At 65.7% G+C, this 18,758-nt stretch carries 16 protein-coding genes; 9 read left to right on the forward strand and 7 right to left on the reverse strand.

Annotation, left to right across the window (positions count from 1 at the left end):
* Positions 1-12 precede the first annotated feature (12 nt).
* Positions 13-1,104 carry an alpha/beta hydrolase gene (locus RPC_RS13725; RefSeq protein WP_011473183.1) on the reverse strand — a complete coding sequence of 364 codons (1,092 nt, stop codon included), beginning with the start codon at positions 1,102-1,104 and terminating at the stop codon, positions 13-15.
* A gap of 97 nt (positions 1,105-1,201) precedes the next feature.
* Between RPC_RS13725 and RPC_RS13730 the strand changes: the two genes are divergently transcribed.
* Both RPC_RS13730 and RPC_RS13735 read left to right on the forward strand, forming a co-directional pair.
* A complete protein-coding gene (locus tag RPC_RS13730; protein WP_011473184.1) occupies positions 1,202-2,095 on the forward strand; it encodes a LysR family transcriptional regulator in 894 nt (297 codons plus the stop codon).
* A gap of 245 nt (positions 2,096-2,340) precedes the next feature.
* A complete protein-coding gene (locus RPC_RS13735) occupies positions 2,341-3,636 on the forward strand; it encodes an MFS transporter (protein WP_011473185.1) in 1,296 nt (431 codons plus the stop codon).
* Positions 3,637-3,703: 67 nt separating this feature from the next.
* On the opposite strand, the gene RPC_RS13740 is transcribed toward RPC_RS13735, so the two are convergent.
* The 3 genes from RPC_RS13740 to RPC_RS13750 all read right to left on the reverse strand — a co-directional run bounded on the left by RPC_RS13740 (position 3,704) and on the right by RPC_RS13750 (position 9,504).
* Complete coding sequence (locus RPC_RS13740; protein WP_011473186.1) at positions 3,704-5,386, reverse strand: methyl-accepting chemotaxis protein; 1,683 nt, start codon at positions 5,384-5,386, stop codon at positions 3,704-3,706.
* A gap of 430 nt (positions 5,387-5,816) precedes the next feature.
* The gene (locus RPC_RS13745) at positions 5,817-7,556 is read right to left on the reverse strand and encodes a methyl-accepting chemotaxis protein (protein ID WP_011473187.1); all 1,740 of its coding nucleotides are present in this window, start codon (positions 7,554-7,556) and stop codon (positions 5,817-5,819) included.
* Positions 7,557-7,785: 229 nt separating this feature from the next.
* Positions 7,786-9,504: a methyl-accepting chemotaxis protein gene (locus RPC_RS13750; protein ID WP_011473188.1), complete on the reverse strand. Its 1,719-nt coding sequence runs from the start codon at positions 9,502-9,504 to the stop codon at positions 7,786-7,788.
* 224 nt (positions 9,505-9,728) lie between these two features.
* On the opposite strand from RPC_RS13750, the gene RPC_RS13755 reads away from it, so the two are divergent.
* A complete protein-coding gene (locus RPC_RS13755) occupies positions 9,729-11,792 on the forward strand; it encodes an ATP-dependent helicase (RefSeq protein WP_011473189.1) in 2,064 nt (687 codons plus the stop codon).
* Between the two features lie 121 nt (positions 11,793-11,913).
* Here the strand turns inward: RPC_RS13755 and RPC_RS13760 are convergent, their stop codons facing one another.
* Together RPC_RS13760 and RPC_RS13765 are read right to left on the reverse strand one after the other, a co-directional pair.
* Positions 11,914-12,636 carry a hypothetical protein gene (locus RPC_RS13760; protein ID WP_011473190.1) on the reverse strand — a complete coding sequence of 241 codons (723 nt, stop codon included), beginning with the start codon at positions 12,634-12,636 and terminating at the stop codon, positions 11,914-11,916.
* Between the two features lie 158 nt (positions 12,637-12,794).
* A complete protein-coding gene (locus RPC_RS13765) occupies positions 12,795-13,124 on the reverse strand; it encodes a YdhR family protein (protein WP_011473191.1) in 330 nt (109 codons plus the stop codon).
* A 218-nt stretch (positions 13,125-13,342) separates the two neighbouring features.
* Here RPC_RS13765 and nthA point away from each other — a divergent pair, with 218 nt between their 5' ends.
* From nthA to RPC_RS13780, 3 genes are read left to right on the forward strand one after another with little or no spacing between them, the layout of a single operon-like run.
* The gene (gene nthA / locus RPC_RS13770; protein ID WP_011473192.1) at positions 13,343-13,972 is read left to right on the forward strand and encodes a nitrile hydratase subunit alpha; all 630 of its coding nucleotides are present in this window, start codon (positions 13,343-13,345) and stop codon (positions 13,970-13,972) included.
* A complete protein-coding gene (gene nthB / locus RPC_RS13775) occupies positions 13,972-14,628 on the forward strand; it encodes a nitrile hydratase subunit beta (RefSeq protein WP_011473193.1) in 657 nt (218 codons plus the stop codon). The genes nthA and nthB overlap by 1 nt, the downstream gene beginning before the upstream one ends.
* Complete coding sequence (locus RPC_RS13780; protein ID WP_011473194.1) at positions 14,625-15,008, forward strand: nitrile hydratase accessory protein; 384 nt, start codon at positions 14,625-14,627, stop codon at positions 15,006-15,008. Before nthB ends, RPC_RS13780 begins: the two co-directional genes overlap by 4 nt.
* 220 nt (positions 15,009-15,228) lie before the next feature.
* Here RPC_RS13780 and queC read toward each other — a convergent pair whose 3' ends face one another.
* Positions 15,229-15,951 carry a 7-cyano-7-deazaguanine synthase QueC gene (gene queC / locus RPC_RS13785; RefSeq protein WP_011473195.1) on the reverse strand — a complete coding sequence of 241 codons (723 nt, stop codon included), beginning with the start codon at positions 15,949-15,951 and terminating at the stop codon, positions 15,229-15,231.
* Between the two features lie 124 nt (positions 15,952-16,075).
* Here queC and mazG point away from each other — a divergent pair, with 124 nt between their 5' ends.
* The 3 genes from mazG (at position 16,076) to RPC_RS13800 (ending at position 18,753) form a co-directional block, all read left to right on the forward strand.
* The gene (gene mazG / locus RPC_RS13790) at positions 16,076-16,900 is read left to right on the forward strand and encodes a nucleoside triphosphate pyrophosphohydrolase (RefSeq protein WP_011473196.1); all 825 of its coding nucleotides are present in this window, start codon (positions 16,076-16,078) and stop codon (positions 16,898-16,900) included.
* A gap of 183 nt (positions 16,901-17,083) precedes the next feature.
* On the forward strand, positions 17,084-18,385 hold the full coding sequence (locus RPC_RS13795) for a hemolysin family protein (protein WP_011473197.1): 1,302 nt from the start codon (positions 17,084-17,086) through the stop codon (positions 18,383-18,385).
* Positions 18,382-18,753: a hypothetical protein gene (locus RPC_RS13800; protein WP_011473198.1), complete on the forward strand. Its 372-nt coding sequence runs from the start codon at positions 18,382-18,384 to the stop codon at positions 18,751-18,753. Before RPC_RS13795 ends, RPC_RS13800 begins: the two co-directional genes overlap by 4 nt.
* Positions 18,754-18,758: the final 5 nt, after the last annotated feature.

Consider the following 18,758-nt stretch of genomic DNA (forward strand, 5'->3'; position numbering starts at 1 on the left):
CGCTGTGCTGCCTCAGCGCGCCGCCTGTATGCCGGCGGGCTGCGCCAGCGTGCGGATGACCTCGGCGAGAAAGCCGCTGCGTCCCCGCTCCGCCCGGTCGAGGTGGACGTAGTGCGTGGCGTCGGGAATCGTGACCGCGGCCACGCTCTCCGCCTGCCTCAGATCCTGCTGCAGCGTGGTCAGGTCCTCGGGCCGGCTCCAGAAGTCGCGGCCGGATCGGATCAGCAGCACGTGCGCGGTGATCGAGCCGGCGTCCCATAGCTTGCGGCCTGAGGCGAGTTCGAAGGAATCCGCCATGGCGCCCGATGGCGCGCGGAACGACGGCGGGGTGCGACTGGCCGATGCCGGATCGGACGCGAGCGCCGCGGCCTGATAGGCCTCCGCCAGCTTCGGGTCGCGCCAAGCCGCTTTGTCCTCGATCGGAATCGAGCGGTCCCAGGACGGAAGCAGCGAGGCCGCCGTGTTGAGGCGGTAGGCGCCGAAGCGTTGCACATTGAAGCGACCGGGGTCGTTCGGATCGGCCGTATCGGACCCCGGGCCGAGCGTCTTGTGCCCGGCATGTGCCCCGTAAAGGCTGTTGTAGATCACGAGGTGGCTCACCTTGCCCGGATTCTGGCTGGCATACATGCCGGCCCAATGCCCGCCCGTCGCCCAGCCGAGCAGCGCGACCTTGAGGGTCCTCGTCCTCGCCTGGACGGCATCGACCACCGCCCCGAGGTCTCGGACCACGGCGGCGGAGCGCACCAGCGGATCGCCGTCCTGGTTGCCATCCTGACCCGGCCGCGAAGAACCGCCATAGCCGCGTGCATCCATGATGAAGACGCGATGGCCGGCACGAGCCAGATCCGCCGCGAGCGATCCGCCCTCCGCGGGCAGGTCGAAGGAAGGCACGCCGGAGACGCGAGCACCGTGCAGCAGAATAACCGGCGGCTTGCCCCCGACAGCGCTGCGGTCGCTGACCTCGCGGACGAAAAGCCGGATGCCTGGATCACTTGAAACCGTGAACTCCTGGCGCGTGATCTCGGCGCGCGCCGAGCCGCCGAACAGAATGCTTGCCGCGGCAGCCGCCGCAGCCAGGCTGCAACGCAGGACGCGCGAGCGCATGATGACCTCCAGAGGATGTTTGATCTCGCCACCAGGATGGGGATCAGATAAGCCAGCATTCCAATATCAATTGTCGGTTTATTGAGACCGGAGCGATATGGCCATCGACCTCCACCACATGCGCCACTTGGTGGCGGTCGCCGAGGAGCTTCACTTCGGCCGGGCCGCCGCCCGGTTGAACATGGCCCAGCCGCCGCTCTCGCAGTCGATCAAGCGCCTGGAGCTGGCGTTGGGGTTTGCGCTGTTCTCGCGCACGCAACGCCGGGTCGAACTCACCCCAGCCGGACAAGTATTCCTGGCCGAGGCGCGGCGCACCTTGCAGCAGGCCGACGAAACGGTGCGGCTTGCGCGCCGGGCGGCTGCTGAGAACCTGGCGGAACTGGCGGTCACATTCACCAGCGCGGCGCTTTATCGCGTCTTGCCGACGGCGTTGCGCGCGCATCGCGATCGGTTCCCATCCGTCGAGATTCGCCTCGATGAGCGCCCCACGGATGCGCAGATTGCCGGGCTTCAGGACGGATCGGTCGATGTCGGCTTCGTGACGCCGCCGCTCAAAGCATTCTCCGGCCTTGAACTCGAGGTGATCAGCCGCGACCGCTTCGCGCTGGCGGTGCCGATTTCAAGTCCTTTCGCACAACGCGACGCGGTGGCCCTCCACGAATTGGCGACGGAGGCTTTCGTGCTTTTTCCCTACGTTCAGGGCCCTGCTCTGCACGGCCGGTTGATGAGCGCGTGCCGCCAAGCCGGCTTTCTGCCGCGGGTTCGTCAGGAGGCCCGGCAGATGCACACGATCTTCAGCCTGGTCGCGGCCGAGATGGGCGTCTCGCTGGTGCCCGAGGGCGCCCGCTCGATGCGCGTCGAAGGGGTGACCATGGTTGCCCTGTCCGACTTTCCCGTCGATTTGACTTGGGACTTGTCGATCGCATGGAAGCCGAAGGGGGCCGGCCGTCCGTTGAGGGCATTCATCGAGATCGTCCGGTCGCTGAGCTGACCGGTCTCACCAACCGCCTTCGTCCGGGCTCAACCGGTTGTCCGCGAAGCCGGCGGGCCTGGTGTCGCCAAAACTCCCCAAAGACCTGAGCTTGCAGCCACAATGTGGATCTCAGCGGCTGCGAATTCGTCAAATCGTTGAGGAATTGACTACCCTCGTACCGGATATTGGGCTAAGTGGCCGGTTTACCGGGTTTGTGCCCCCGCGGGATGCGGGCAAACCGCATCTGACGGATCTGGATCATCATGGACGCAACAAATTTCGGGCCGGCGGGCACCGCCGCCGGGCGCGGCAAACCGTTGAATTCTCCTGCGCAGGTATTGCTGGCGAGCCTGATCGGCACCACCGTCGAGTTCTTCGATTTCTACGTCTACGCCACCGCGGCCGTGCTGGTGTTTCCGACGCTGTTCTTCCCCAACAGCGATCCGATGACCGCGCTGTTGGCGTCGTTCGCCACCTTCTCGATCGCGTTTTTTGCGCGTCCGTTCGGCGCCATCATCTTCGGCCATTTCGGCGACCGCGTCGGACGCAAAACCACCTTGGTGGCAGCCTTGCTGACGATGGGAATTTCCACCGTGGTGATCGGGTTGCTGCCGACCTATCACCAGATCGGCGTGATTGCGCCGCTGCTGCTGGCGCTATGCCGGTTCGGCCAGGGCTTCGGGCTCGGCGGCGAATGGGGCGGCGCGGTGCTGCTGGCCACCGAGAACGCGCCGGAGGGCAAGCGCAGCTGGTACGGAATGTTTCCGCAGCTCGGCGCGCCGGTCGGGCTGTTCCTCGCCTCCGGCGTGTTCTGGTTGCTGCTCCACTTCATGTCGCAGGAGGCGCTGCTGGCCTGGGGCTGGCGCATCCCCTTCATCGTCTCGATCGTGCTGATCGCGATCGGTCTGTGGGTCCGTCTCTCGATCACCGAAACCCCGGAATTTCAGCAGGCCATCGACAAGGCCGAGCGGGTCGCGGTGCCGGTGCTGGAGGTCTTCCGGCATCACAAGCTCAGCCTGCTGATCGGCACCTTCATGGCGCTGGTGACGTTCGTGGCGTTCTACATCTGCACGGCCTATCTATTGTCCTACAACGTCAAGGTCGCCGGGGTGTCGTTTCGCGACGCGCTGCTGGTGCAGATCTACGGCTCGATGCTGTTCGGCATCAGCACGATCGCGGCCGGCAAGCTCGGCGACCGCTTCGGACGCCGCACCTTGCTGCTCGGAAGCACCATCGTGCTCGGGCTGTTTTCGTTCGCGCTGGCGCCGCTGCTCGGCGCCGGGCTGGTCGGCATCTACGCTTTCACCACCGTCGGCATGCTGCTGTTCGGGATGAATTACGGCGTGATCGGCGCCGCCTTGGCGGCCCCGTTCCCGACCCGGGTGCGCTACACCGGGTCGTCGATCACCTTCAACATGGCCGGCATCTTCGGCGCGTCGCTGGCGCCCTATATCGCCACCTGGCTGCAGGCCAATTACGGCATGAGCTATGTCGGCTACTATCAGTTGGCGGCCGCGCTGGTCTCGCTGCTGTGCATCCTGGCCTCGCGCAAGATCTGAGCATCGCGCCGGCATCGCTACGAGCCTCGTCGCAGCCCTTCAGGGCCGCCACGAGGTGCCGGCGCGGTCAGGCCGCGCGCACCGTGCTGAGGAATTTGCCGACTTCGGTCTTCAACCGGTTGCTGTCGCGCGACAGCGACTTCGCCGCCGACAACACCTGCGAGGACGCCGAGCCGGTCTCGGCGGCGCCGTGCTGCACGTTGGTGATGTTGGCGGAGACCTCGTGGGTGCCCATCGCCGCCTGCTGCACGTTGCGGGAGATTTCCTGGGTGGCGGCGCCCTGCTCTTCCACCGCCGAGGCGATGGTCGAGGAAATTTCCGACATCTTGCCGATGATCGCGCCGATCTCCCTGATCGCGCCGACCGACTGCTGCGTCGCCGACTGAATGCCGGTGATCTGCTGGCCGATCTCGCCGGTGGCCTTGGCGGTCTGCTCCGCCAGCGCCTTCACCTCGGAAGCCACCACGGCGAAGCCGCGGCCGGCTTCGCCCGCGCGGGCGGCTTCGATGGTGGCATTGAGTGCCAACAGATTGGTCTGCCCTGCAATGTTGTTGATGAGCTCGACGACGTCGCCGATCCGGCTCGCCGCCATCGCCAGTTCGCTGACGCGATCGTTGGTGTGACGGGCTTGGTCGACGGCCTCGCCGGCGATCCTGGCGGAATCCTGCACCTGGCGGCTGATCTCGGTGATCGACGAACTCATTTCTTCGGTGGCCGAGGCGACCGACTGCACGTTGGTGGAGGCTTCTTCGGAGGCCGCCGCGACCACGGTGGCGAGGCTCTGCGCCCGCTCCGCGGTGGCGGCCAGCGTGGTGGCGGAGGCTTCCAACTCGGTGGAGGCCGACGACACCGTCTCGATGATCTCGCCGACCGCGCCTTCGAAATCATCCGCCATGCGGTACATCTCCTGTTTGCGCTGCTCGGCGGCTTGGCGGTCGCGCTCCGCCTTGGCTTCGGCATCCGCGCGCGCGGCGTTCTCGGAATTCTGCCGGATGGTCACCACGTTCTTGGCCATGTCGCCGATCTCGTCGGCACGGCCGGCGCCGGGAATATCGATGTCGAGTTGACCGCCGGCCATCTTGGCCAGCGCGCCGTTCAAACCGGTGAGCCCGGCGGCGACGCGGAAGATCACGAACAGCACCGCGGCGATGCCGATCACCACCGCGAGCGCACCGACCACGATGGTGGTCAGCCAGGCGGAGTTGTACGAGTTGCGCGCGTCCGCCGTGGCGTCGGCGGCGCCCTTGTCGTTGAGCTCGACGTCGGCGTCGAGCAGCTTGAGCACCTCATCGAACATCGGCCGCGCCGCGGCGTCATCGGCTTTCAACAGATCGCCGCCCTTCCCGGACAGCGCCAGTTCCGACATCTGCAGCTGCAATTTCAGGTAAGCCGCCCACTTCTCCTTGACATGGTTCCAAACCTTGAGTTCATCCGGGCTGCTGATCAGCTGCTCGTAGCGTTTCGCCAGTTCGGCCACGCTCCCTGCCCGCATCGCCTGATTGGCGACCAATTCTCGCCGGTAGTCAGCGTCGCTGGCGAGCAACACCCGCAGGCTCGCGACCCGGTAGCGCACGGTGGCGTATTTCAGTTCGCCGAGCTGCTTGACCGACGGCAGCCAATTCGATGCGATGTCTTCGGTCTTCAGATTGACCGCCTGGATCTTCGACAGCGACGTCCAGGCCTGCCCGACCAGAACCAGCAACAGCAGCGAGACGATTGCTATCAACGACGTCTTCAGCGAAATGCGCACCTTGTGGCCTCTCTATTACGGCGGTGCCGCGGCGAATCAGCCGGCGCAGTCGCGAACGGCATCTGCCGTTCGAAACGCCGGAGAACTCGGCGGCTACCCAGACCCGCGATTCAAGCAAGGCCGAGGATGCGCTCGAATCATTGCGAAGAAGTTGAAAGTTTTATGGGTGTAACTACCAGTTGAATACGGCGCCGTTGGCGACCGTCGCCGTCGGCGCGCCCTGATACCTCTCGATGGGAGCGGGAGCGGTGGATCCGTCCCCGCTCGATTTGGCGCCGGGGCCATCTGCCCCTTGGCCGCGAGCCCGCGTTGCACGGCGGCGGCGGCCGATCCGGTCTCGGTGGCGCGACGCTGTACTCACGCTGTACTTGGCGACGTTCGAACTCACCGCCTGGGTCAGAAGCGCCGATGCGCCTCTGCAGGTCCGACGTCAGGCCGCGCGCACCATCGCGAGAAAGCGCTGGACCTCGTCGGCGAGCAACTTGCTCTGTTGCGCCAGCGAGTTCGTCGAGCTCAGGATCCTGGATGATGCCTGTCCGGTTTCGGTGGCCCCGACTTTGACGTCATTGATGTCGGTCACGACCTTTCCGGTCCCGGCGGCGGCCTGCTGCACATTGCGGGAGATCTCGCGCGTCGCGTTTCCTTGCTTCTCGATCGCGGAGGCTATCGCGGCGACGATCTGCGAGGTCCGGGCGATGGTCTCGCCGATCTGTCTGTTGCCCTCGACCGACTCCTTGGTCGCGGCCTGGATTCCCAGAATCTGCTGCGCGATCGTGTCGGTCGCTCGCGCGGTTTGCGTCGACAGTTGTTTGACCTCGTGGGCGACCACGGTGAAGCCTCTGCCGGCTTCGCCGGCTCGCGCGGCTTCGATCGTGGCGTTCAGGGCGAGCAGATTGGTCTGGTCGGCGATCGATGCGATCAGGCTGACCACCTCATCGATCTGAATGGTCGCGCTCGCCAGCTCTCCGATATGGCTTGCGACTTGCGCGGCCTGCGACACCGCCTCGCTGGTGATCCGCGTCGACTCCGCGATCTGGCGGCCGATCTCGCTGACAGCGGATTCCAGCGCGATCGCCGCCGCCGCCACCGATTGCACATTCGTGGCGGCATCTTGCGACGTCGAGGCGACCACGCTCGACAGCCGTTGCGTGGTGTCGGCATTGCTCTGCAACAGCTTCGCGGAGTCCTCGAGTTCGCTGGTTCCGGATGCGAAGGTCAGGATGATCCGACCGACCGCGTTCTCGAACGTGTCGGCCAACTGCATCATCTCGATCTTGCGTTGCCGGGTATTCGAATCCTCCGCCGCCTCCTTTTGCTCGGCCTCCAGAAGCTGCATCCGAATGGCGTTATCTCTGAACACCTCGACCGCGCGGCTCATGGCGCCGATCTCGTCATGTCTGGCAAGGCCGGGAATCGACACGTCGGTCTTGCCGCCGGCCAGCGCCCGCATGATCTCGGCCATGCTGTGCAACGCCCTGCTGACGCTGAAATGCGTCACGGCGAAGATTCCCAGGGCCAACAGCAGCGATGCCACCCCGATCACCGACAAGACGTCCGACAACGAGCGCAACTGAGCGATCGCGCCGCCGGTTTCCGCGGCAATTTGATCCTGACCTTGCTTGCTGAGGCCCTGCGAAATGGCGATCAAGGATTCCACCGTGCCCGACAAGGCTTCGCACCGCGCGTCGAACTCTGACATCATCTTGTTGCCGGCGGCCGGACCATCCGACACATAGGCTTTCGCCATGATCTGCCCGATTTCGTAATAGGGACCGAACGCAGCGGTGATCTGGTCGAGCGCGTCGACGACCTTCTCGGATTTGATGCTGATCGCCTGTTCGCGCGTGGCGGCGACCAGTTCGCCGAAGCTCTTGGCGTTCTCGGCGGCTTTCGCGAAGCCGTCTCCGAGTCCGTCTTGGGCGCGGGTCGCCGACACGTCCTGGAGGAACTGCTGAACTTGGATGATGCTGATCTGGATGTTCTTGATGTTGATCATCAGCTCCGGAAGCCGGCCGGCGGTCAGATCGGCCAATGCATCGATCCGGTTCGCCGTGGCGATCTGCTGGCGATTGAAGGCGATCGATGTGCCGACGGCGCCCAAGATGAGCAGCGCCATCATCGCATTGGACAGGGCGGTCTTTCCGCTCAGGGAGAGTTTGATCAGCGACATCGCGCGCGAGCTTTCAATAGCGGCTCCGCGGACGCGTTCGGAGGCCGTGTTCCGTGATCGACGGGTCCGCCGCGCCGCAGCTCGTTCAAACGCTCCCCGCAAAGAACGAAGCCGGCTTTGTCGGTTGCCGGCGTAGTTGGAACAACGGTGTCGTCGACGGAGAGTACTGAACTCGCGGAGCCTATTCGTTAAGATCGAGCCGCGTAGCAATACGGGCTGATTGAGCCCTCTACGCCCCGCGTACCGAGTGCAAGAACTTACCGACCTCCTGCTTCAGGCGGGTGCTTTCGGCCGAGAGCGACTGCGCCGCGCTGTGCACTTGCGCGGAAGCCAGCCCGGTCTCGGATGCGCCGCGCTGCACGTCGGCGATGTTGGAGCTGACCTCCTGGGTTCCGATCGCCGCCTGCTGGACGTTGCGGGAAATCTCTTGGGTCGCGGCGCCCTGCTCTTCCACCGCCGAGGCGATGGTCGAGGCGATCTCCGACATCTGGCTGATGGTCGTGCTGATCTGTCCGATGGCGCCGACCGACCGCTGGGTGGCGCTCTGAATCCCGGAGATCTGCTGACCGATCTCGCCGGTGGCCTTGGCGGTCTGCTCGGCCAGCGCTTTGACTTCGGAGGCGACCACCGCAAAGCCGCGGCCGGCGTCGCCGGCGCGCGCCGCTTCGATGGTGGCGTTGAGCGCCAACAGATTGGTCTGCCCGGCGATGCTGCTGATCAGTTCGACGACGTCGCCGATCCGCGCCGCCATCCGGGACAATTCGCCGACGTCGTCGTTGGTCTTGACCGCCTGCGCCACCGCCTCGCCGGCGATCCGCGCGGAATCCTGCACCCGGCGGCTGATCTCGTTGACCGAGGAGGACATCTGTTCGGTGGCCGAGGCCACCGCCTGCACATTGGTGGAGGCCTCTTCAGAGGCCGCCGCCACCACCGTGGCCAATTTTTCCGAGCGATCGGCGTTCACCGACAGGCTGCCGGCGGAGGCCTCGAGTTGGCTCGATGCCGAGGAGACGGTCTCGATAATCTGGCCGACCGCGCCTTCGAAGTCGTCGGCAAGGCGTTGCATATCGTGCTTGCGCTGCGCGACGCTGCGGGCCTCCGCCTCCTGTTGTTCGCGCTTCATGCGCTCGATTTGCAATCCGTTGCTCTTGAACACCGCCAGCGCCGCCATGATGTCGCCGATCTCGTCGCCGCGATGCGGTGCCGGCGTGTCGACCGTGAGATCGCCTTCGGCGAGCCGGTTCATCGTGGCGATCGACGATTTCAGCGGTCGAACCACGCTGCCGCGCGCCACCCAAAAGCTGACGATCATCGCCAGCACCGCCACTCCGAGCGTCGCGTAGATGATGGTCCAGAAGGTTTCCTTGGCCGGTTTGAGGAATTCGGCCTTCTTGATCCCGACATAGAGGATGCCGAGCACCTCGCCGTTGGCGCCGAGGATCGGATCATAGGCGGTCATATACGGCTCGTTGAGGATCTCGACTTCGCCGCGATACGAGGCTTTGCGGTCGAAGATCGCCGCAGAGGCCTCGCTGCGCGCCAACGACGTCCCCACCGCGCGCAAGCCGTCCGGCTTCATCACATTGGTGGCGACCCGCTGGTCCTTCATGAAGATCGTGCAGGTGCCGCCGACCAGCGCCTTGACCTTGTCCACGGCCGCGACGTCGTCGTTCAGGACGTGGCCGCCCACCTTCAATTTGCCGTCGCTGATGCTGTAGTTGCCGCCATGGGCGTGCAGCACGTCCCAGGCCACCCGCATATTGGTCTCGACCCGCTCCAGCGCGGCGTCGCTGGCGCCTCGCTCCAGGACGTATTTGGCGACGCTGGTGACGCAGACACCCAATGCCAGAATTCCCGACACCGAGAGCAGCACGATCCGAGCCGCAAGACCGAGGGTTTTTGCGCGTGGCGCGGGGGACCCGGCAGCGGCAGTGGGAAGCGAGGACATGGCACTCTCCGATACGTCAAGGTTATCGCCCAAGTGCAAGCATTTATTGCACTTTTCGTCGGCGGAACGAGCGTTTGACGGGTTGGCCTACGCCTCAGAAACTATCCGAAGAGTTAATATTTTACCTCGTAGAGGAACTAACTTCGCGCCCGACCTGCAGGCGCGAGCACGATTGCGAACAAAGCAGGAATCTGGGAGTCTCGGGTTTTCCAAAAGGACGATTCGTGCCCCACGGCTATCTCGACGGCCTCAATCCGGAGCAAAGGCTCGCGGTCGAGCATGGCATCGGCGCCAACACCGCCTCGCCGGCCCCGGCGCTGCTGGTGATCGCCGGCGCCGGCTCCGGCAAGACCAACACGCTGGCGCACCGGGTGGCGCATCTTTTGGTCGACGGCGCCGATCCGCGGCGGCTGTTGCTGATGACGTTTTCGCGCCGCGCCGCGGCTGAGATGAGCCGCCGGGTCGAGCGGATCGTGCGCAAGGCGCTCGGCGCGCAGGCCGGTGTGGTCAGCGATGCGCTGACCTGGGCCGGCACCTTCCACGGCATCGGCGCGCGGCTGTTGCGCGAGCACGCCGAGCAACTCGGGCTCGATCCCGCCTTCACCATCCACGACCGCGAGGATTCCGCCGATCTGATCAACCTGGTGCGGCACGAACTCGGCTTCTCCAAGATGGAGAGCCGGTTTCCCACCAAAGGCACCTGCCTTTCGATCTATTCGCGCTGCGTCAACGCCGAGGCCGCGCTCGATGCCGTATTGGGCGGCTCGTTTCCGTGGTGCGCCGGCTGGTCCGCCGAGTTGAAGCAGTTGTTCGCGGCGTACGTCGAAGCCAAGCAGCGGCACTGCGTGCTCGATTACGACGACCTGTTGCTGTACTGGGCGCAGGCGATGGCCGACGCGGGCTTTGCCGCCGATGTGGCGAGCCGGTTCGATCACGTGCTGGTCGACGAATATCAAGACACCAACGCCCTGCAATCCTCGATCCTGCTGGCGCTGAAGCCGAGCGGCGCCGGCCTCACCGTGGTCGGCGACGACGCGCAGTCGATCTATTCGTTTCGCGCCGCCTCGGTGCGCAACATTCTGGATTTCCCGAACCAGTTCAGCCCGCGCGCCACCGTGGTGACGCTCGACCGCAACTATCGCTCGACGCAAGCCATCCTGTCCGCCGCCAATGGGGTGATCGATCTGGCGAAAGAGCGCTTCACCAAGAACCTGTGGACCGATCGCGCCGCAGGCGCAGCCCCGCAGCTGGTCGGGGTGCGCGACGAGGCCGATCAGGCGCGCTACATCGTCGAGCGCGTGCTCGACAACCGCGAGGCCGGGGCGTTGTTGAAGCAGCAGGCGGTGCTGTTTCGCACCTCGTCGCATTCCGGTCCGCTGGAAATCGAGCTGACGCGGCGCAACATCCCGTTCGTCAAATTCGGCGGGCTGAAATTCCTCGACGCCGCGCACATCAAGGATCTGCTGGCGCTGTTGCGCTTCGTGCAGAATCCGCGCGACCGCGTCGCCGGCTTCCGGCTGATGCAGATCATCCAGGGCGTGGGCCCGACCTCGGCGCAGCGCGTGCTCGACCACATCGCCGAAGCCGCCGATCCGATCGCGGCGCTCAGCGAGGCGCCCGCCCCGCCGCGGGCCGCCGCCGACTGGCGCGACCTGGTTTCGACGCTACTCGATCTGAATCGCGGCGCCGGCTGGCCGGCGGAACTGGAACGCGCGCGGCTGTGGTACGAGCCGCATCTCGACCGCATCCACGAAGACGCGATCACCCGCCGCGCCGATCTGATCCAGCTCGAACAGATCGCCGGCGGCTATCCGTCGCGCGAGCGCTTTCTCACCGAACTGACGCTGGATCCGCCCGATGCCACCTCCGACCAGGCCGGGGTGCCGATGCTCGACGAGGACTATCTGATCCTGTCGACGATTCATTCCGCCAAGGGTCAGGAATGGAAATCGGTGTATGTGCTCAACGTCGTCGACGGCTGCATGCCGTCCGACCTCGGCACCGGCAGCTCGGCCGAACTCGAGGAAGAGCGCCGGCTGCTCTATGTGGCGATGACGCGGGCCAAGGACGATCTGCATCTGGTGGTGCCGCAACGCTTCTTCACCCACGGCCAGAACGCGCAGGGCGACCGCCACGTCTACGCGTCGCGCAGCCGCTTCATTCCGGATCGGCTGCTCGGGCTGTTCGAACGCGTCAGCTGGCCGCGCGTGACGGCGGCGGCTGCCGCCGCGCAACGGCAAGGCCCGCGGCTCGACATCGGCGCGCGGATGCGCGGGATGTGGCGATAGCAATGACAGTGATGGCGGACCCGCGCGTCACGCCCGTTTGACGCGACGCGCGATTTATCCACGCACCGACAACAGCAGTCCGGCCGAGCGATGCGGTTTCACAGCGCTTGGCGACGCGACGTCAGGCGCCGACGCCCCGCGTGCTGAAGTCGTACTTGTGCGATGCCTCGAACGCCGAGAAGATCACGATCACCGGCACCGTGACGCTCTGGCTGCCGTTCAGGATGGTGACGTCGGAATAGTGCCCTTTGTAGGGGCTGTCCTCGTAATGCGCCGGCGTCGTCGCGGGAATCTGGATCTCCGGCTGGTCCGGCGGTGTCACCACCAGATTGAGCAGCAGGATCGACGGATTGAAGCCCTGCGGGCTCGCCTTTTCCAGTTTGGCCTTGTAGCCCGGCGTCGGCGTCGATACCAGGCAGCTCACGCTCAGCTCGGCGGGACCGACCAGTCCGGAATGCACGACCGCCGAAACGCTGTCCGGAATAATCAAACAACCCGGCACCGGCTTGCTGGGCACCGCCTTCAAGGCCTCGATCTGCGGGAACGACACCGCGGCATGGCCGACGTCCTTGCCGTCGACCATGCTGAACACCAGCACCGAATCGTGCCCCTGACCGGCGCGAAGCCCGGCCAATGTCGCCGACACATAATGGACGGACTGCGTGCAAATGTCTTCATGGTGGATGATTTCGAAATTATAGGCCTGTATCTCGGGAATCTGGATTCCCTCTTTCCGCTTGGTAATCGCTCCCGCGATGTAGCAGGAGTTCGGCACCAACGCCTGGACCAGCAGCGTGAAGCTGCCGTCGGGTTGTGGAATGAGTGAGAGTCTTGGCTGGAACATGGTAGCCTCCAACGAAATGAATTTGAAATTCGCGAGAGCTAGCTTCCGTACAATGCATAGTTGCACATACTAAGCGTCAAGTAAATCTTTAGCCGCGTGACATCCAGGCGAAATCAACTTCGCATTGCGGCGCATCCCTTCGCAGTCGCGAAGGTCACCTAGCGCGAGCGCGCAGCGGCGCGAGGCGGTGTCTCGTCGATGAGGTTGTCGACGATCACCGGGCTTTCGAACCAACTGATCACCGGTTCGGCGCCGTAGAGCTGTGTCACCCGCGCCGTCCACTCGCTATTATAGGAATTCTCGGCTGCGGCGCGGGATTCCCACAGATAGACGCCGCCGGCGGTGCAACCATCTTCCGAGCGGATGTAGTACTTGCGGATCAGGCCCGCCAGTTTGCGGTATTTCGGCGCGCTGCTTTCGAACCAGCGTGTCGCTTCCTTGAGCGTGATCGGCGCGGGCAGATGAAATTGTACGACCGTGGTGATCATCTCGCTGTCTCCCTTTGCTCATCTTTGGCGGCCCGCATCCGCCGGTCCCCGCTAGGGCCCCGTCGTGAACGTCTGAGCCGCTCCTGCAACGTAGTGCGACGCAGGCATCATGCAAGCCGGCCGCTCGGTTCCTGGTTGTCGCGCTGCAACATCGTTGACGACAGCGTGCGGTCGTTGCGCCTCGACAGCGCGGCGATTTCCCGCCTATCCTGCGACCCATGAGCAGCAGCGAGCAGCAGCAACATTCCCACGATCATTCCGAGCTGTCCGAGACCGAATTGCGGGTCCGGGCGCTGGAGACCATTCTGATCGAGAAAGGCTATGTCGATCCAAAAGCGCTCGATCTGTTGATCGAGACCTACGAGACCAAGGTCGGTCCGCGCAACGGCGCGCGCGTCGTTGCCCGGGCCTGGAGCGATCCGGCCTATCACGCCCGGCTGATGGAGAACGCCAGCGCGGCGATCGCGGAACTCGGTTATCAGGGCCGCCAGGGCGAACATCTCGTCGTCGTCGAGAACACGCCGACGCTGCACAACATGGTGGTCTGCACGCTGTGCTCCTGCTACCCGTGGCCGGTGCTCGGTCTGCCGCCGGTGTGGTACAAGTCAGCTCCCTATCGCTCGCGCGCGGTGAAAGAGCCGCGCGCGGTGTTGCGCGAATTCGGCGTCACGCTGCCGGCACACAGCGAAATCCGGGTGTGGGATTCCACCGCGGAGATCCGCTATCTGGTGTTGCCAATGCGGCCCGCCGGCACCGAGGGCTGGAGCGAGCAGCAACTGGCGGATCTTGTCACCCGCGATAGCATGATCGGCACCGGTCTGGCGAAATCGCCGCAGGACCTAAGCTGATGGATGGCGCACACGACATGGGCGGCCTGAAAGGCTTCGGTGCGGTCAAGCCGGAGCCGAACGAACCGCTGTTTCATGCGGCGTGGGAGCGCCGCGCCTTCGCGCTGACGCTGGCGATGGCAAGGCCGGGCGGCTGGACCATCGACATGGCGCGCTACGCCCGCGAGAACCGGTCGCCGCGGGATTATCTCAGCAAGAGTTACTACGAGATCTGGTTGGCTGGGCTGGAGCAACTGATGAGCGAGCGCGGCCTGGTCACGGCCGACGAGATCGCCGCCGGCCGGCCGCTGCATCCGGCAAAAGCAGTGCCGGTGCTGCGGGCCGACGAGGTGGCGGCCATGCTGCAACGCGGCGCGCCGACGCTCCGCGACGCGCCGCGCCCTGCCCGGTTCGCGATCGGCGCGCGGGTGCGGGCGAAGACCATCGCGACGGCGGGTCATACGCGGCTGCCGCGTTACGTCCGCGGCCATCTCGGTGTGATCTGGTGCGTTCACGGCTGTCACGTGTTCGCCGACGCCAATGCCCGCGGCATCGAAGACCCGCAATGGCTCTACACCGTCTCTTTCGACGGCTCGGAATTGTGGGGCGCCGAGGCCGAGCCGGACACCAAGATTTCCGTCGAGGCCTGGGAATCCTATCTGGAGCCGGCGTCATGACCCACGCGGCGGCGCAGACGACGGAGGTCATCGGCCTGCCCGGCCTGCCGCGCGATGACGATGGCCCGGTGTTCGCCGAGCCGTGGCAGGCGCAGGCCTTTGCGATGGCGCTGGCGTTGCATCAGCGCGGGCTGTTTACGTGGCGCGAATGGGCTGCGACGCTGGCCGATGAGATCACGCGCGCGCAGGCCGCCGGTGATCCCGACAACGGCGAGCGCTACTACCAACATTGGTTGGCGACGCTGGAGCGGCTGATCGCCGAGAAGGGCGTCGCCAGCAGCGAGACTTTGCATCGCACCCGCGACGCCTGGGACCGCGCCGCCGACCGCACCCCGCACGGCGCGCCGATCGTGCTGCAGCCGGGGGATTTTGCAGGCTGATCGCGTGAGAAATTCGACGCCCGGCGAGACGCCGTGTCCCGGGCAAGGTGCAGCGCTCTTGGCGCTGCGCCGCTGACCCGGGACCGTTCCAAGCGCAGAGCCCGTAACGGCCCCGGCTCTGCAGCGCACCACGCCGCTAGGGCGGCGCGGTGCGCTGCGTCCGGGGCACGCTTTCTGCAGCAGAATTGCTTGGGCCTGGGCCGCCTGCTCTTGCTCAGGCTTAGGTCGCCGTGCCCGCCTCGCGATATTCCCGCCAGCCCTTGGCGCGGAGCTGGCAGGCCGGGCATTCGCCGCAGCCATAGCCCCAGTCGTGCCGCGCGCCGCGTTCGCCGAGATAGCAGGTGTGCGAGTGCTCGCGGATCAGGTCGACCAGCGCGTCGCCGCCGAGGTCCTGCGCCAGTGCCCAGGTGGCGGCCTTGTCGCGCCACATCAGCGGGGTGTGCAGCTCGAAATCGGTCGCCATGCCGAGATTGAGCGCTGTGGTAAGCGCCTTCAGCGTGGCGTCGCGGCAATCCGGATAGCCGGAGTAATCGGTCTCGCACATCCCGCCGACCAAGCCGCCGATGCCGCGGCGATACGCCAGCGCGGCGGCGAAGGTCAGGAACAGCAGATTGCGTCCGGGCACGAAGGTGTTGGGCAAGCCGTCGGCGCCCATGGCGATCGCCACGTCGCGGGTCAGCGCGGTGTCGGAGATCGTCGCCAGCGTCGGGATCGAAAGCGTGTGGGCGTCGCCGAGTTTGTTGGCCCAGTCCGGATGGATCTGCTTGAGGCCATCGATCAGCCGGTCGCGGCAGTCGAGTTCGACGGCGTGACGCTGGCCGTAATCAAAGCCGAGCGTTTCCACCCGGGCAAAGCGCGACAGCGTCCAGGCGAGACAAGTGGCGGAATCCTGGCCGCCGGAAAACAGCACCAGGGCGGCGTCGTGTTGCAAGATCTGGCTCATCGCCTGCCCTTAGCATCGCAGATCGCTTACGCCAAACCCGCCGGGCGCGCGCGCCGGTTTTTGCTGGGCTGTGGGCGAAGCCTGCGGCATAGAAGACACGTTTGTCCTAAAGCCTCGGTGTGCCATGACTCCTTCCCGCGATATCGCCCGTCTCCTCGAAATCATGGCCGCGCTGCGCACGCCGGGCTCCGGCTGCCCCTGGGACCTGGAGCAGGATTTCGCCAGCATCGCGCCCTTCACCATCGAAGAAGCCTATGAGGTCGCCGAGGCGATTACCCGCCACGACCTCGACGATCTGCGCGACGAACTCGGTGACTTGTTGCTGCAGGTGGTGTTCCACGCCCGCATGGCCGAGGAACAGGGCGCGTTCGACTTCGGCGCGGTGGTCGAGGCGATCACCCGCAAGATGATCCGCCGGCACCCGCACGTGTTCGCCGACGGCGCCGGCCGCTTGACGCCATCGGACGTCGAAGGCGCCTGGGACCGCATTAAGGCCGAGGAGAAGGCCGAGCGCGCCGCGCGCCGGCCTGCGCAACCGGCACAGCCGCCGTCGCTGCTGGCCGACGTCAAACCCGGCCAGCCGGCGCTGACGCGGGCGATGGAGTTGCAGCGCAAGGCCTCGACGGTGGGATTCGACTGGAACGATCCGCGCGCGGTGCTGGCCAAAATCCGCGAGGAAGCCGACGAGATCGAAGCTGCGCTCGATGCCGGCAACAGCGCCGAGATCGCCGCAGAGACCGGCGACCTGATGTTCGCGCTGGTCAATCTGGCGCGCCATGTCGGCGCCGATCCGGAGAATGCGCTGCGCGGCACCAACGCCAAATTTGAGCGCCGCTTCGGCTCGATCGAACAGGCGCTGGCGGCGCAGGGCCGCAGCTGCGCCGAGGCCTCGCTGGCCGAGATGGACGCGCTGTGGAACGCCGCCAAGGCGGTCGAGTCGCAAGGTTGAGCCGCCGAAACTCCACGACCGCGCTCTCGCGGCTGATGTAATGCATCAAAAACTCCACCTAAACGGCATCACAGCAAGAATTTTCGCGGTGCTTGCGCTGCGGCGCCGCGGGCCCGGCTGGGGAAATGCCGTCGCAGCGCTTATGTTGGGGATCCCACTCACGACCGGATCGGCCCCGTCCCCATGCTCGCTGCTGAACTTGCAATCGTCGTCGTCCTGATCGTCGTCAACGGCCTGCTGTCGATGTCCGAACTGGCGATCGTGTCGTCGCGGCCGGCGCGGCTGGCGCTGTTGGCGCAAAAGAAGATCAAAGGCGCCGACAAGGCGCTGACGCTGGCGTCCGACCCCGGCAAATTCCTCTCCACCGTGCAGATCGGCATTACGCTCGTCGGCGTGCTGTCGGGCGCATTCTCCGGCGCCACCCTGGGTCAACGGCTGAGCGCCTGGCTGCTGGAGGCCGGCGTCGGCCCCGGCGCCGCGGAGATCCTCGGCTTCGGCCTGGTGGTGACGCTGATCACCTACGCGACGCTGATCGTTGGCGAACTGGTGCCGAAGCAGGTGGCGCTGCGCGATCCCGAAGCGGTGGCGGTCAAGGTGGCGCCGGCGATGGCGGTGCTGGCGATGGTGTCGCTGCCGCTGGTGTTCGTGCTGGATCTGTCCGGCAAGGCGATCCTGGCGCTGCTCGGCCAGAGCGGCGCCATGGAGGACAAGGTGTCGGAAGACGAGATCCACAGCCTGGTGCTGGAAGCCGAAACCGCCGGCGTGCTGGAGCCCGGCGAGAAGGAAATGATCGCCGGCGTGATGCGGCTCGGCGACCGTCCGGTCGGCGCGGTGATGACGCCACGCCCCGAGGTCGACGTGATCGACCTCAACGACGATCCCGACACCATCCGCGAAATCTTCGCCGCCAGCCCGCATTCGCGGCTTCCGGTGTCCGACGGCGATCGCGATAACCCGATCGGCATCCTGCAGGCCAAGGACGTTCTGGTGGTCTATATGCGCGGCGACAAGCCCAACGTCCGGGCGCTGGTGCGCGACGCGCCGGTGATTCCGTCGACCGCCGACGCCCGCGACGTGCTGGCGGTGCTGCGCCGCTCCGCGGTGCATATGGGGCTGGTCTACGACGAATACGGCGCCTTTGAAGGCGTGGTCACCACCGCGGACATTCTGGAATCCATCGTCGGCTCGTTCAGTTCAGAGACCGGCCCCGCGGAGCCGGCCTTCGTGCGCCGCGCCGACGACTCGTTGCTGGTGTCGGGCTGGATGCCGGTCGACGAATTCGGCGATCTTCTGGCGATTCCGATCCCCGAGCATCGCGACTATCACACCGTGGCCGGGCTGGTGCTGCAGCATTTCGGCGCGCTGCCGCAGGTCGGCGACCATTTCGAGGATCATGGCTGGCGGTTCGAGATCGTCGACCTCGACGGCCGCCGCATCGACAAAATTCTCGCCAGCAAGCTCAGCGAAGCCGAGCCGTCGTCGTGACGCACCACCACCACCGGGCCAACGCGCCCTCGCCGGCTCAGGCGCTGACCGCCATCAAGGCGTTGCACACCACGGTGTGGGCGGTGTTCGCGCTGTCGATCCTGGCGATTCCGTTGCTCACCCTGTCGGGCCAGCTGGCGATCGCGCTGTGGACCAGCCTGTTCGTCTGGATCGAAGTGATCGTGCTGGCGGGCAATCGAATGCGGTGCCCGCTGACCGCGATCGCGGCGCGTTACACGCCCGATCGCGCCGCCAATTTCGACATCTACCTGCCGCTCTGGCTCGCCAGCTCCAACAAGCTGATCTTCGGCACGCTGTTTGCCGCCAGCCAGGTGCTGCTGCTGTGGCAGTTCACCCGGCCGGCGTAAACCAT

The organism is Rhodopseudomonas palustris BisB18 (assembly GCF_000013745.1).
GTDB classification, from domain to species: Bacteria; Pseudomonadota; Alphaproteobacteria; order Rhizobiales; family Xanthobacteraceae; genus Rhodopseudomonas_A; species Rhodopseudomonas_A palustris_F.

What these genes read in the sequence shown, in the direction of transcription:
- RPC_RS13780 (WP_011473194.1), top strand. Translation starts at nt 14,625, where the DNA reads ATGACCCACGCGGCGGCGCAGACGACGGAGGTCATCGGCCTGCCCGGC.
- RPC_RS13745 (WP_011473187.1), bottom strand. Translation starts at nt 7,556, where the DNA reads ATGTCGCTGATCAAACTCTCCCTGAGCGGAAAGACCGCCCTGTCCAAT.
- RPC_RS13735 (WP_011473185.1), top strand. Translation starts at nt 2,341, where the DNA reads ATGGACGCAACAAATTTCGGGCCGGCGGGCACCGCCGCCGGGCGCGGC.
- mazG (WP_011473196.1), top strand. Translation starts at nt 16,076, where the DNA reads ATGACTCCTTCCCGCGATATCGCCCGTCTCCTCGAAATCATGGCCGCG.
- RPC_RS13760 (WP_011473190.1), bottom strand. Translation starts at nt 12,636, where the DNA reads ATGTTCCAGCCAAGACTCTCACTCATTCCACAACCCGACGGCAGCTTC.
- RPC_RS13725 (WP_011473183.1), bottom strand. Translation starts at nt 1,104, where the DNA reads ATGCGCTCGCGCGTCCTGCGTTGCAGCCTGGCTGCGGCGGCTGCCGCG.
- RPC_RS13765 (WP_011473191.1), bottom strand. Translation starts at nt 13,124, where the DNA reads ATGATCACCACGGTCGTACAATTTCATCTGCCCGCGCCGATCACGCTC.
- RPC_RS13750 (WP_011473188.1), bottom strand. Translation starts at nt 9,504, where the DNA reads ATGTCCTCGCTTCCCACTGCCGCTGCCGGGTCCCCCGCGCCACGCGCA.
- RPC_RS13730 (WP_011473184.1), top strand. Translation starts at nt 1,202, where the DNA reads ATGGCCATCGACCTCCACCACATGCGCCACTTGGTGGCGGTCGCCGAG.
- RPC_RS13795 (WP_011473197.1), top strand. Translation starts at nt 17,084, where the DNA reads ATGCTCGCTGCTGAACTTGCAATCGTCGTCGTCCTGATCGTCGTCAAC.
- nthA (WP_011473192.1), top strand. Translation starts at nt 13,343, where the DNA reads ATGAGCAGCAGCGAGCAGCAGCAACATTCCCACGATCATTCCGAGCTG.
- nthB (WP_011473193.1), top strand. Translation starts at nt 13,972, where the DNA reads ATGGATGGCGCACACGACATGGGCGGCCTGAAAGGCTTCGGTGCGGTC.
- queC (WP_011473195.1), bottom strand. Translation starts at nt 15,951, where the DNA reads ATGAGCCAGATCTTGCAACACGACGCCGCCCTGGTGCTGTTTTCCGGC.